Origin of the sequence: Lacinutrix mariniflava (assembly GCF_001418015.1) — a bacterium.
Classification (GTDB): Bacteria; Bacteroidota; Bacteroidia; order Flavobacteriales; family Flavobacteriaceae; genus Lacinutrix; species Lacinutrix mariniflava.
This window is the reverse complement of record NZ_LIQG01000026.1, coordinates 846,167-860,973: the sequence shown is the minus strand read 5'-3', so window position 1 is coordinate 860,973 and position 14,807 is coordinate 846,167. Positions and strand designations below refer to the sequence as shown.

The window sequence follows — 14,807 nt, the reverse complement described above, 5'->3', positions numbered from 1 at the left end:
ATACAGTTTTAAAATAACCACCATTTTTTCTTCTTCTTTTTAACTTTAACATCAATTTCTTCCTCTTTAGGCTCTAAGTAAAAGTTAGAATTACCATCTTCCCTCTCTTTTAGCCTAATTAACGTATAATTTACATTATTTTGTGTAGAAACACATTTATAACTCGCTTTTATTTGTGCTAATGAAGCATCATTACTATAGTGCCATTTACTAACTTCTAGCGTGTTCTTTTGATCATCTTCACCTTTAAAATAAACACCTGCCATTTGTGCCTTTCTCTCTAAGTTACTACACGTTCCATAAAACTTGTTTAATGGTTTAAATGGATCGGTTGGAAAGCTTATTACCATTTCTTCCTTACTTAAAAATAAACCCATAAAAAGTAAACTATATAAGAAGTCGTTTTTTAAAGCTTCTGAAAATTGCTCTTTACTTTCCAAATTCACTGCCATTTGCGCTAAATAGGCATTGACTTGATCTCCTTTATATTCTTGTCTAATTTTAGGAATTCCTTGTTGCCATCTTTTCCGCAAGGCTTCAAACCCATAAAAACTAATAAATTCTCCTTTTCTTGTAACCAAACATTCAATTGGATATAACACTTTCATGCAAGCATCTGCCAATTGATCTACTACTTTTTTAGGCTCCACGCCGTTTATAAAAAACTTTTTCCTATTAATTTTTACTAAAAACTGTTGTTCTGTAAATTCGTTATAAGTACAGGTTGCTATATAATTTACACTTTTTTCTTGCTCAATGCCATAAGTGGTTTTAACTCCGAAATAGAAGGTTTTTCCAGCAAAATCGTATGTTGAAACATTTTCATTCATATAACTATCTAAAGATATCTTGTTAAATTTAAAATATTTGCTTTTTTTTTAAGGAATTAAAGTTTCTAAACGAGGTATTGTATTTTTAAATTTCACTCTACTTAATGTATACTTTTAAAGGTTCCTAATGTTACTTTTTGTAATTGTTTTTGATTACTTCCTACTTTTAAAAAGACATCCACATCTTTTTTTGCGTTGTACTTAAAAATAAGTTCACCTTGTTGTGTTTCAGGCTCAGTGAATAACTCATTAAAAACGTCGAACATTTCTTTTTCATCGAATTCAAATTCAGATTTTAATCTATAACCATCTGGACTTCTTGCCCAATTAATATAAATACTTTTAGGGATGGTTCTATTTCTAAGAGTAAAATTATTTGCTAGTTTCTTTACTAAAATTTCTAAATCATTATTATAATATATTAATTCCGTAAAGAAAGCGTGATCAACAATATCTCCTTCAATTTTAGGTTTCCAATTAAACGTTTTCGCTTTAGTTTCCCACGATTTAAAATCTATAGGTTTTGCAAGTTCTTGTGGAGACACTCTTCCTGCCGTAATTTCTGTGACAAAACGATCACGATCTTTTATACCATTAGGGTTAAAAGAAGCAAAATCTACTTCTGTTTCTTCTCCGTAAAATGTTGCTATTTGAATATTAAATCCTATACCATTTAACCATATACCTACAACTCCACCAGGCCCAACACCAACGACAATTTCATCGTAAGTTTTTTTTATTTTTTCTTTAGACTTATCTGAAATATCTAAAAAACCTTCTTCAAAAAGCTGTTCCATTTTAGCTTTAGGCAATTCGAAACTACCTCCATAAAATTTATCTTCTCTTAAAGACAACCACACAATATCTAATCTATGAGGTACTTCTCTTGATGTTGCTCTGGAATATACTGTTCCTCTATTTCCCCAACCATTATTAATAATTTTTCCATTTGGAACGGCAGCTCCACTTTTATCTCCGTAATGTAAACTCCCTCTATATATGGATGCTGGATAATTTTGTGGAGCACAATCGGAAACTGCCCATTCAAATTTTTTCGTTTTTTGTGAATTACAGGCGGTTATATTTAATTGAATAGCAGCGCATATAATTACAATTCCTATTCTGCGAAAAACGTGATTTGAAAAGAAATTAACTTTGAAAAAACTAGGTATTGTATTTTTAAATCTCACTCTACTTAATGTATACTTTTAAAGGTTTCTAAGGTTACTTTTTGTAATTGTTTTTGATTACTTCCTACTTTTAAAAAGACATCCACATCTTTTTTTGCGTTGTACTTAAAAATAAGTTCTCCTTGTTGTGTTTCTGGCTCAGTGAATAACTCATTAAAAACGTCGAACATTTCTTTTTCATCGAATTCGAATTCAGATTTTAATCTATAACCGTCTGGACTTCTTGCCCAATTTATATAAATACTTTTAGGGATGGTTCTATTTCTAAAAGTAAAATTATTTGCTAGTTTCTTTACTAAAATTTCTAAATCATTATTATAATATATTAATTCCGTAAAGAAAGCATGATCAACAATATCTCCTTCAATTTTAGGTTTCCAATTAAACGTTTTCGCTTTAGTTTCCCACGATTTAAAATCTATAGGTTTTGCAAGTTCTTGTGGAGACACTCTTCCTGCCGTAATTTCTGTGACAAAACGATCACGATCTTTTATACCATTAGGGTTGAAAGAAGCAAAATCTACTTCTGTTTCTTCTCCATAAAATGTTGCTACTTGAATATTAAATCCTATACCATGTAGCCAAACTCCAATAACACCTCCAGGACCAACTCCTATAATAATTTCATTATAAGTTATTTTTACATTTTCGTTAGATTTATCATAAAGATCTAAAAAGCCTTCTTCAAAAAGTTGTTCCATTTTAGCCTTAGGTAATTCGAAACTGCCGCCATAAAATTTATCTTCTCTTAAAGACAACCACACAATATCTAATCTGTGAGGCACTTCTCTTGGTGTTGCTCTGGAATATACTGTTCCTTTGTTTCCCCAACCATTATTAATAATTTTTCCATTTGGAACGGCAGCTCCACTTTTATCTCCATAATGCAAACTCCCTCTATAGATGGATGCTGGATAATTTTTTGGAGCACAATCGGAAACTGCCCATTCAAATTTTTTCATTTTTTGTGAATTACAGGCGGTTATACTTAATTGCAACAGCCCTATTATAAGTAATCTTATTATGTTAAAACCTGTTTTTTTAACCATGAAACACTTTTCTTTTTCGTTTACCATTTTCTATATTTGGGCTCATACCAGGACTTAGTACACTATAATCTGAAGAAAAATGTAAAAATTGATTTCGTAAAACAAATAAATTATCACTATCTTTTTTCATGTTTATATACTCTAGGTCATTAGCACGTTTTATCAATTCAGATTGACTATAAAATTTCATAGGAGTATCATTTTTTAAAACGTAGTCACTTAAACGTCCTTTTACATAAGTCAAAAGTTTTTTTTGTTCGGCTTCAAGCTCCTTTACTTTTTTATTATCAGCATCTCTGTTTGGATCCAACGCGTGAATATTATAAATTTTTTCAAGTTCATCTAGTTTAATAATAATCTCAGTCTGGGCATCACTTAATTTACCCATAAGTTCTAAAGGTATAAAGCTGTAATTCTTAGATAGTAATCTAGTACCAGAAAGCATGACTTTTTTCACCTTAATTACTTTACCGTCTTTATCTTTTTCTTTGCTTATGACAGTAGTCTCAAGTTGTGCGCTTTTATACCAACCTTGAGTTTCAAGGCGCGTTATTTCATTTTTAATTATAACTGGCGTATCGCTTAAAATAACACCTACCGATTCTTTACTATTAGTGTAACAACCTCCAACATCTGAATGGACACCAGGAAAATATTTTTGTATTCCTTTAGAAGTAGTTGTAAGCGCAAAATTTTTACGATGCTCATCTTCTGCAACAAAATGGACTACTTTTTTGGCTTTATTAATTGCTTTTAAATGTAGCTCTTCTACATCATCGTGCGCGTCTTCAAATATACCTTTATCGATACCGTCCATATCATGTGCAGAAACTGTGTCAAACAAGCCAGCAAAATTAATTGTCATTTTTTCTACTTTAGAAGTATCTATTTCCTCTCCTAATAAGCCAAATTTATTATCGAAATTTACATTTTTTGTAAAAAAATTTTTTTCTTTTAAAGCCCCCTTCTCTTGTGTTACTTCATGCACAAAATTTCGTGCTGTAGCTGCTCCTCTACTAAAACCGTAAACATTAAAGGTGAGTTCTTCAATTATTTTCCCACCTGAAATATCTTTTATATTAGTGCCTATAGTCGTTATACTACTTTTTATTTTTTCTCGTATTCCTGAAACTCCTTCTCCGTCTTTTGCACTTGTAAGATCATCATTATCTCCATCTTGAGTCCCTACGCCCTCAACATAAACCTTAGACACGAAATGTGTTGGTGAAATTTTTTGAATATCATAAAATTTTTCTAAACGAGCGACATTAGACAAGTCATTTTGAAAACTCCCACCCCAAACATTACCCATTGTACCATAAATCATTCCCTCATATTCATCGGCATGCTCATTTTCGAGATCAGATAACACTTCTTTGTCATACTTCCGTTTTTTGTAGAACCAACGTGCTCGAGTATTGTAACCATTATTTCCTGTACCATCAAAAAATACTGCTACTGTTATTTTTACTTTATCTTTGTTACTGCCAGATTCCTCCTCATCAACTTCTTCTGTTGGAGCATTTTGGTTCTGTAATGCATTAGGTGTATTTGAAAAATTGTTTTGCGGCAATACTTTTTCATAAGACGTTGAATAATCAGGAAAATCAACATCAGGCATTTCCCAAGATGCAGATTGTGGTCTTCCAAACACAACACCACCATCACCGGTTTCACCTACACTACCACCAGCGTTAGTGTTAATATTTTTTGCATAATAGCTAATGTCATTTTCCGCTATTTTATGCAAACCGCCTTTGGCTATTTTAACTATTCTATTTGCCATACTTTAAAATAAATTGCCTTGTTCTCCACTATTATTATTAATTTTTCCACCTGCTTGCTTATTTACATTACCGGAGGCACTGCTAATACTAATATCTGCAGCGGCTTGGTTTACAATGGCGTCTGCTTTACTTTTAATTTCTGCAGATGCCGATTCGAAAATATTAGTAGCCTCTAACATATAATTACCACCAATTTGGTTTATTTTATTTTTTCCTGCAGCCACACGAATATTTTCCGTTGCTCTTATGTCGATATTTTTAGCTTGTAAGATTAAATTTTCTGGTGCAGAAATAACAATAGAACTTCCGTTTGTATCTAATTGAATAATATTACTGTTTTTATCTGAAATGGTAATCATTTCACCACCTTCAGTATCTCTTAACTCGATACTGTGACCGCTTTTAGTGGTTATTCCTTTAAAATTATTTTTATCACTTTGCCAATGACTATGTTTGTTTGTATTTGTGTATAAAGAAGATTGCACAAAAGGACGTTCTACATTACCGTTTTCGAATGCGATTATTACTTGATCTCCAATTTCTGGAATAAAATGCAACCCTCTATCTCCGCCAGCATAAAGTGTAGCTACTCTTAACCAAGGTGTCGTTTTACTTTCTGCTTTTTGCCAAGGAAATTGTACGGTTATACGACTCATACCTTCTGGATCGTTAGTATCCATTACGGTTGCTATTTGCAACTCAGATTTATTTGTCCAACCAATATTAGTAAGTGGATAAATATCTATTTCTGTAGGTACTGCGACAAAAGTATTTGTGTATTTACCGTGTTTATCGCAGTGATGCAATACTTTGGTTATACGAAACTCTCCAAAAGAGTCTGACTCACTTTTTACATTTATTAATTTACCTAGCGTAACTCCCGTATTTGTGCTTAATCCTTGTAAAGTAACTTGACTTTGCTCTTTAACTTTTTTCTGTAATTGTACTGCTTTATCCAAACGCTCTTGCATATGTGCATCTTCATATGTTGGAAAAAAAAACTGTGATGCTTCAACTTGAACTTGCTGGCTAATTCCAGAAGCAAAAGCACTATAACCAGAACCAGATGATCCCGAACTAGATGATGCCGTTGTTTGGCTGTCTGAGTAATAATCATTATTACTATACTCAAATTTTAGAGATTGTGTTTCTAAGCCTAATTTAAAATCCTCTAAGTCATACCCATATCTTAAGTTAATAGGTTCACCTAAATTTGGCTTGCCAAAATAAAGCGTTTGGCTATTATATAGTAAATACTCTCCGTTAGTCGCTGCTAAATATTGAAGATATTCGAAAGCACTTTGTCCGTTTTGAACGCTGTAAAATAGGTTTTTATCATCTTCTGGACTAATATCTACTTCTAGTGCAGCTCTATCATATTGGCTTAGCACTCGATCTATAATATCTCCTAAGGTTTGCCCATTATATGAGTTCATGAGACTAAAATTATCTAAAATAAAGCTAGCACTCTTGCCTGTAATTACGATATAGTCTGCCAAACCTTTTTCATCATCTCCTTTTCTACCTTCAACATTCGTTATAATACCCTTAAAATATAAAACGTTGTTACCTCTATCTTCTACATCTTCAATCTGCAAGCTACAATTTCGTCCTAAAAACTCTTTAGAACTATTTAAAATAGATGTTTCGGAGCTATTATTTTCTAAATAATCTCCACGAACTTTAAAAGAAAAACTAGCATGTTCTCCTACTTTTTCATTGAGATAGAAATCATCTACGTGTAAAACATTTGTTTCACCTATAATAGCAGTAATATTAGCATGTAATGACATAGTATTTATTTTTTAATTTTGAATACACTTATTGTTTTCGAGGCCAATTATTTGTAAATTTAGTTCCCCTCACAATTAATTCTCTAGATGAAATTACCACTTTACATTTTAGAGGGTCAGTATTTTCTGCATCAAAAATCTCTCTAAATTCAATACAATACGCTTCCTTAAATTCTAATATTTTAAAACTAGAAATATTATCACGCTTAAAAAAAGTAACTTTACCATCTTTAGTTTCTTTACTTTGTGCTGCCCAATCGAAGAAATCTACGTCTATGGTAGATTCTATTAAAAGATCAATTTGCCCTCCTTGTGGCCGGCCGTCTGGAGCACCTCTTGAATCAATACTCTGCTTTACATAATATTCAGCTTTTAGAATATTAAAAGTTTCACCGTCTACTTCTAATTTTGCTATAAATGACATACTTTTAAGTAGTTTTAAATTAGTTTATTAAACTAATATACGTACTAAAGCACTAATTTCGATGTCGTGTAAACAAAAAAATCTAACAATTACTGTTATATTAATAGTTAAAGGCCGCTTTTATAAATTCATAAGTTTATGAATAAAACATACTATTAATTAATAAAATATTAACCTCTAGATTCAAGTTAGAGCTGCAACCTAAATATTTAAAGCCACTGGTTTTAAAATCAATATTTATATTCGCCTTGTATAAACAATTCACCTTAAAACAAAGGTGTCAAATTCAAAAGCCTACTGCAACCGGTGATGGATCACATTAGTTGATATTAAGAATTTAAAGCCTTCCGGTTTTTTAATAATTCGCTAGTAAAAGTGGAGATTAATTTCAATATTATGCTTTTTAAGATTAAAATAATTTACTGGCATCTTATTGAATTTATACTAAAATTTAAAAATTGCTGCACAAACAAACTGTTGTAAAACAAAAAAGCATCCCGATTTTCTTTTCCGTAAACGGAAGAAAAAAGGAAAGCTTCTCATCGGTTCAAGCTATTTAACTAGCTCTCTACCAGCTTGATGGACTACTACACCCATCAAAACAACACAACTAAATTTTTCGCCAAAAAAAGCTTCAAATTTCTTTGAAGCTTTTAAGCAATTTGCGGTCTGGACGGGACTCGAACCCGCGACCTTCGCCGTGACAGGGCGACATTCTAACCAACTGAACTACCAGACCGTTGCGTATTGCGAGTGCAAATATAAGACGCTTTATCAATACCACAAACATTTTTTTTGTTTTTTTTCAAAAAAAAATCAAATAAATTTTTGACGCTCTAACATATAGCTAGTTAGGATTGCATCAAAATTTTTATTTATATCTGCTTCAACGTACTTTATACGGTTTTGACCGCATTTTATTCGCAACTCATTAAAATAGTCACCAACTAAAGCTTCATAATTAGCTTTTACTTGGTCGCTATGCAAATTAATATACTCTCCAGTTTCAACATCAACAAAACGTTTTGGCTTATTATCGAAATCGAAAGCAAGTTCTTTACTTCTATCAAAAACATGAAAAAGCACTACTTCGTGTTTATTATGCTTTAAATGTCTTAGAGCTTCAAACAACTTTACCTCATCGGTAGACGTTTGAAACATGTCTGTAAATACAAAAATTAGAGAGCGTCTGTGTATCTTCTCTGCTATTTGGTGTAAGTATTGGTATGTTTCCGTTTGCTTGTTCTTAGACTTGCTTAAAGCCGCGTTGCTCAACTGTGCTAAAAGCATTTGATGATGGCGCTCACTTCCTTTTTCGCTAGAATAAAAATCATAAGCATCACTATAAATACTTAAACCAACAGCATCTCGCTGCTTTTTAAGAATATGCATTAACGAAGCTGCTGCTAATGCAGAAAAAGCAATTTTATTTAAATGGTCTATCGAGAAATTTTTCATTTCAGGATAATGCATCGAACTACTATTATCTAAAATAATATGACAACGCAAGTTTGTTTCGTCATCATAACGTTTTGTATATAACTTATCTGTTTTTGCGAAGAGTTTCCAATCTATATGACGCGTACTCTCTCCGGGATTATAAATTTTATGCTCGGCAAATTCAGCTGAAAATCCATGAAACGGACTTTTATGCATACCAGAAACAAAACCTTCAACAACTTGTTTTGCCAAGTGTTCAAGATTTTTAAATCCGCCTGCTTTATTTAATTCGTCTTGTAAATTCATATATCTCACTGTTGCTTTAAAGAGTAAAGAGCGCTTCGCTTATAGAAACAAGAACAAAGACTTGTTTGCAACTATTTAATAACCATAAGAGTTTTAACTCAATCTTTTTCCACTTATGCATGTATAGCTTAAAGAGCGCTTCTGTTGCAAATTCAAGAACATATACTTGCTTATAACATTCCATCAATTAAAAAAAGAGACAAGACAAAAAGTAATATTAACCTTTTACGCTCATCTCTTTTATCTACTCTCTATCTTCTTAAGTCTTGCAACTTGGTTCTTGCATCCTTCATCTACTCAATAATACCATCTACAATTCCGTAATCTAAAGACTCATCTGCTCCCATCCAATGGTCACGATTAAAATCTTTCATTACTTCCTCGTATTTTTTCCCACAATTATCTGCTAAAATTTTAGCACTTAATTCTTTTGTTTTAACAATTTCTTTAGCAGTAATCTCAATATCACTTGCTTGCCCACGAGCTCCACCACTTGGCTGGTGAATCATTACTCTTGCATGAGGCTGGATAAAACGTTTTCCTTTAGTTCCTACAGATAATAAAATAGAACCCATAGAAGCTGCCAGACCAGTACACACCGTAGACACATCACTTTTTAAAGATTTAATAGTATCGTACATAGCGAAACCAGATGTTACATAACCTCCTGGACTATTAATATATAAAGTAATGTCTTTAGTCTCTAAACTATCTAAATACATTAATCTATCGATAACGTGCTTTGCACTCTTATCATCTACCATTCCCCAAAGAAATACTTTTCTTTCGTCTAATAATTTACTATCTATTGCGTCTTGCGCTTTTGTTATTTTGCTCATTATAATTTACTTTTTTACTAAAATAAAAAAAGGTTTGCTATTACAGCAAACCTTTATCAATTCTTTATGAAAATATATTTCTATAGTAAAGCGTCGATAGCTTCAGCATATGCTGTTTTTGGTGCTACACCAACCTGCCTTCCAACAACTTCTCCGTTTTGAAAAACCAATACCGTAGGTATGTTTCTTACTCCGTATTTAGCTGCAAATTCTTGATTTGCATCTACGTCTAGTTTACCTACAATAGCTTTACCTTCGTACTCATCGCTAATTTGATCAATAATTGGTCCAACCATTCTACATGGTCCACACCAAGCTGCCCAAAAGTCAACTACTACTGGCTTATCGCTCTTTAATACTGTCTCTTCAAAATTTGCATCTGTGATTTCTAATGCCATAATATTTATAATTTAATTGTGTGTATTCACTGTTAATATACAAACTTAGTCAAAAATTCTGCCAAACCTTACAACCTTGCAATTTGTTTAACTTATGGCAGTATTGATAGTGCTTATTTTAGTTGGGCGCATAAACCAGGCTTTCACTACTCGCTCTCTGCGAGGAGCTCAAACATACCGTTCAATCCTTTGCGCGAGCATCCTGATGGCTTAAAAAGATTCCTACGCTTTTTTTTCTATTGAAAAAGCTCTGAATGACATTTCTATTTTTATTTAAGTATTCAACTTATAAAGCACCTGATCTTCTTCCAAAGCGCCCAACAATTCTTGAGTCACTTTTACTTTCTGCTTTCTACTTGGCATTTCTAATTTAATTTGTTCTCTATTATCGTACACCACAAAATCAAGCAAATGATTTCCTGGATGCATAGAAATTAGATCTTTTAAATTTCTAATTTTATCAGCATCTAATTCTTTAATATTTAATTGTATCGTTAATTTCCTAACATACTTATCCATGACATCATGCAACAACTGAAAACTATTAAATTGCAATCTAGGATCACTCTTTTTACCCGTATCTCTATTCACCCAACCATCTCTCACAAAACTCTTAACGTGTACAAAAGTATTTTGTAATAAAAACGGACGGTGTTTTAAATAGTCTTCTCCAAAAATTCTAAACTCGTAACTATCTGTATAATCCTCGATAGTAAATAGAGCCCAACCTTTTCCTTGTTTACTTACGCGATGTTGCACATCTGTAACTACACCTCCAAACGTTATATCTTTATTTACATGTGCTGCCAAGTCATAGAAATAACTAATGGTTCCTGTACAGAAACTCTTCATTTCTGTTTTAAAATCATCTAAAGGGTGACCAGAAATATAAACACCAACAACTTCACGCTCTTGTGCTAGTTTTTCCATAGTTCCCCAAGTTTCGCAAGGTGGCACTAATGGCTCATCTATTTGCACTTCGCTTCCTCCACCAAACAAACTCACTTGAGACGAATTTTCATTCTCTTGATGCTTTGCACCATATTTAATAGCCTTCTCCAAGAAGGTTAAATCACTACCTTCTTTTTGAAAATATTGTGCGCGATGCACATCTTCAAAACAGTCAAAACCACCAGCTAAAGCCAAGTTTTCGAAAGCTTTTTTATTAGCGGCACGCAAATCTATTCGCTTAGAAATATCGAAAATAGACAAATAAGGCCCATCGTCTTTTCGGTTATCAACAATCGTCATTACTGCTCCATGTCCAACACCTTTTATAGCTCCCATTCCAAAACGCACAGCATTGTCTTTGTTTACCGAGAATTTATAATAACTCTCATTTACATCTGGTCCAAGTACTGGCAACTTCATACGTTTACACTCCTCCATAAAGAAAGTAACCTGCTTAATATCGTTCATGTTATTAGACAATACAGCAGCCATATATTCTGCAGGATAGTGCGCTTTTAAATACGCAGTTTGGTATGCAATCCAAGCGTAACACGTAGAGTGCGATTTATTAAAGGCATAACTCGCAAAGGCTTCCCAATCCTTCCAAATTTTTTCTAATTTTTTAGGGTCATGTCCTTTTGCACTTGCTTGCTCGACAAACTTAGGTTTCATTTTATCAAGTACAGCAATTTGCTTTTTACCCATAGCTTTACGCAAGACATCGGCTTCACCTTTGGTAAAATCTGCCAGTTTTTGAGACAGTAGCATTACTTGCTCTTGGTAAACCGTAATACCATAGGTTTCTTTTAAGTACTCTTCCATTGCTGGTAAATCGTACTCAATATCTTCGTCACCATGTTTTCTTCTAACGAAACTTGGAATATATTCCATTGGTCCCGGACGGTACAAGGCATTCATGGCAATTAAATCATCAAAAACAGAAGGTTTTAAATCCTTAAGGTGTTTTTGCATTCCAGGAGATTCATATTGGAATACACCAACCGTTTCTCCGCGTTGGAATAACGCATAAGTCTCTTCATCATCCAACGGAAAACTATCTGGATCAAGCAAAATATCATGTTTTGCTTTTACAAGTTTTACAGTATCCTTAATTAAAGTTAGTGTTTTTAATCCCAAGAAATCCATCTTTAATAAACCTGCGTCTTCAACGACAGAGTTATCAAATTGGGTCACATATAAATCGGAATCTTTTGCTAAAGCAACAGGTACGAACTTGGTAATATCGTCTGGTGTAATAATTACACCACAGGCATGAATTCCTGTGTTTCTAACCGAACCTTCAAGCGATCTTGCAAGGTTTACTGTTTCGGCAGATAAATCGCTTCCTTCAGAAATATTTATAAGCTCGTTTATTTTTTCTAAATCTTCAGCTCTAAACTTTGCGCCTAATTCTTTTTCAGATAAACCAAAAATCTTACCCAACTTAGACATTGTCGGAATTAGTTTGGCAATTCTATCTGCATCAAAAAGCGGCAAATCTAAAACACGAGCAGTATCTCTAATCGATGACTTTGCAGCCATTGTTCCATAGGTAATAATCTGTGCTACTTGACTACTTCCGTATTTATCAATTACATAATCCATAACACGACTTCGACCTTCATCATCAAAATCAATATCAATATCGGGCATACTTACACGATCCGGATTCAAGAAACGCTCAAAAAGTAAATTATATAATAAGGGATCTATATTGGTAATCCAAAGGCAGTATGCAACTACAGAACCTGCTGCAGATCCACGACCTGGACCAACCGAAACATCCATTTTTCGTGCTTCACGAATAAAATCTTCAACAATTAAAAAGTAACCAGGATATCCTGTTTTTTCTATAACGCTTAACTCGAAATCTAATCGTTCTATAACAACATCAGAAAGCTCCTCGCCATAACGTTTCTTTGCTCCAACGTAAGTTAAATGACGTAAGAAAGCATTTTCTCCACGTTTACCTCCATCTGCTGTATCTTCTACGTGAACAAACTTTTCAGGAATATCGAACGCAGGCAATAAAACATCTCTAGCCAGTTGATATCCTTCAATTTTATCGACTACTTCTTGAATATTACTTATAGCTTCTGGCACATCTTTAAAGATGTTTTTCATGGCTTCACCAGACTTGAAATAATACTCTTGGTTTGGCAAACCGTAACGATAACCACGACCACGACCAATTGGTGTCGCTTGCTTTTCACCTTCCTTTACACATAATAAAATATCGTGTGCATTCGCATCGCTTTGCTTTGCGTAATAAGTATTATTTGAAGCTACAAGCTTTACATTATGTTTTCGAGCGAGTTTTATTAATACTGGATTAACACGGTTTTCATCTTCCTGATCATGGCGCATTAACTCCACATACAAATCGTCTTTAAAAGTGTCTTTCCACCAAATTAAAGCTTCTTCTGCCTGATTCTCTCCTACATTTAAAACTTTACTTGGCACTTCGCCATACAAGTTTCCTGTTAAGCAAATTAAATCCTCTTTGTATTGTTCAATAAGTTTTTTATCAATTCTTGGCAAATAATAAAATCCACTTACGTAAGCATGCGATGACAGTTTTGCTAGATTATGATATCCATTTTTGTTTTTTGCCATTAAAACAATTTGATAACCATTGTCTTTTCGACTTTTATCTAAATGGTCTTCACAAACAAAAAACTCACAACCAATAATTGGCTTTATTTTTTTAGCCGAACTTGTATTCCCTAATAGCTCAGCTTCTTTTATTTTTGCCTCAACGCCTTTATTATGCTTATTTGCTGCATTAACAAAGTGAAAAGCACCCATCATGTTTGCGTGATCAGTTAAAGCAACTGCTGGCATACCATGCTTTGCAGCTACAGTAATTAAATCCACAACACTCATTGTAGATTGTAATACCGAAAACTGTGAGTGGTTATGCAAATGCACAAAATCTACAGATTCTAAATCTGCTATATTTTCTTTTATTTCTTCTGAAGACAAATCGACTGCTTGAGCCTTTTGTAATCTCTCATTAATTTTAGCACTCTCCTTTTTAAGGTTAATATGCTTTAAACCTATTAATTTTATAGGCTGAGGATTCGCTTCAGAGAAATTTTTAAAATAATCTAAATCAACATCAAGCTGCTCTTTTGTAAATTGATGTCTTCTTATTAACTCTAAAAAGCAACGCGTGGTTGCCTCAACATCTGCAGTTGCGTTGTGCGCTTCACCAAAAGGCTGGTCAAACAAATACTGATGTAACTCTGTTAATGTTGGTAATTTAAACTTACCATAACGTCCTCCTGGAAGCTCACATAATTTTGCAGTGTGCTCTGTACAGGTATCTAAAACTGGTAGTTCTTGTAATTGGTTTGTAACGTCTCCACGCACAAACTCTGCTCCCATAATATTTAAATCGAACTTTACATTTTGTCCAACTACAAACTTGGTTTTACCTAATGCAATATTAAATTTCTCTAAAACTGTACTTAAAGCAACACCTTGCTCTTGAGCTAATTCTGTAGAAATACCATGTATTTTCTCAGCATCATAAGGAATATTAAAACCTTCTGGTTTTACTAAATAATCTTCGCTCTCGATACAGTTTCCCATCTCGTCATGCAATTGCCAAGCAATTTGTATACATCTAGGCCAATTGTCTGTGTCTGTATATGGTGCATCCCAACGTTTAGGTAAACCTGTTGTTTCTGTATCAAAAATTAAATACATAAGTAGCTGTTATTAAGTCGATTTAATGATAAATCTATGAGAAATTACTAGCTTGTAAAAGTACGCAAAATTGGTAGTTTTAAAAG

10 protein-coding genes and 1 tRNA gene are annotated in these 14,807 nt (G+C 33.2%); all 11 read right to left on the bottom strand.

Going from position 1 to position 14,807, the window contains the following annotated elements; genetic code table 11:
- Window positions 1-8 precede the first annotated feature (8 nt).
- Window positions 9-830, bottom strand: a complete 822-nt coding sequence (locus ASC44_RS10810; protein ID WP_055447614.1) for a hypothetical protein — start codon at window positions 828-830, stop codon at window positions 9-11.
- 101 nt (window positions 831-931) lie between these two features.
- Window positions 932-2,020 carry a DUF2931 family protein gene (locus tag ASC44_RS10805; RefSeq protein ID WP_055447613.1) on the bottom strand — a complete coding sequence of 363 codons (1,089 nt, stop codon included), beginning with the start codon at window positions 2,018-2,020 and terminating at the stop codon, window positions 932-934.
- A gap of 5 nt (window positions 2,021-2,025) precedes the next feature.
- Window positions 2,026-2,982: a DUF2931 family protein gene (locus ASC44_RS10800; RefSeq protein ID WP_241491427.1), complete on the bottom strand. Its 957-nt coding sequence runs from the start codon at window positions 2,980-2,982 to the stop codon at window positions 2,026-2,028.
- Between the two features lie 79 nt (window positions 2,983-3,061).
- Window positions 3,062-4,855, bottom strand: coding sequence for a T6SS phospholipase effector Tle1-like catalytic domain-containing protein (locus tag ASC44_RS10795; RefSeq protein WP_055447611.1), 1,794 nt, complete (start codon window positions 4,853-4,855; stop codon window positions 3,062-3,064).
- A 3-nt stretch (window positions 4,856-4,858) separates the two neighbouring features.
- Complete coding sequence (locus ASC44_RS10790) at window positions 4,859-6,649, bottom strand: type VI secretion system Vgr family protein (RefSeq protein WP_055447610.1); 1,791 nt, start codon at window positions 6,647-6,649, stop codon at window positions 4,859-4,861.
- Between the two features lie 28 nt (window positions 6,650-6,677).
- Window positions 6,678-7,073, bottom strand: a complete 396-nt coding sequence (tssD, locus tag ASC44_RS10785) for a type VI secretion system tube protein TssD (protein ID WP_055447609.1) — start codon at window positions 7,071-7,073, stop codon at window positions 6,678-6,680.
- Window positions 7,074-7,738: 665 nt separating this feature from the next.
- A tRNA-Asp gene (locus tag ASC44_RS10780) sits at window positions 7,739-7,812 on the bottom strand.
- Window positions 7,813-7,889: 77 nt separating this feature from the next.
- Window positions 7,890-8,819 carry a DUF58 domain-containing protein gene (locus tag ASC44_RS10775; protein WP_055447608.1) on the bottom strand — a complete coding sequence of 310 codons (930 nt, stop codon included), beginning with the start codon at window positions 8,817-8,819 and terminating at the stop codon, window positions 7,890-7,892.
- Between the two features lie 293 nt (window positions 8,820-9,112).
- Window positions 9,113-9,658, bottom strand: coding sequence for a ClpP family protease (locus tag ASC44_RS10770; RefSeq protein ID WP_193787267.1), 546 nt, complete (start codon window positions 9,656-9,658; stop codon window positions 9,113-9,115).
- Window positions 9,659-9,738: 80 nt separating this feature from the next.
- Window positions 9,739-10,056, bottom strand: coding sequence for a thioredoxin (gene trxA / locus ASC44_RS10765; protein ID WP_055447606.1), 318 nt, complete (start codon window positions 10,054-10,056; stop codon window positions 9,739-9,741).
- 273 nt (window positions 10,057-10,329) lie between these two features.
- Complete coding sequence (gene dnaE / locus ASC44_RS10760) at window positions 10,330-14,721, bottom strand: DNA polymerase III subunit alpha (RefSeq protein WP_055447605.1); 4,392 nt, start codon at window positions 14,719-14,721, stop codon at window positions 10,330-10,332.
- Window positions 14,722-14,807: the final 86 nt, after the last annotated feature.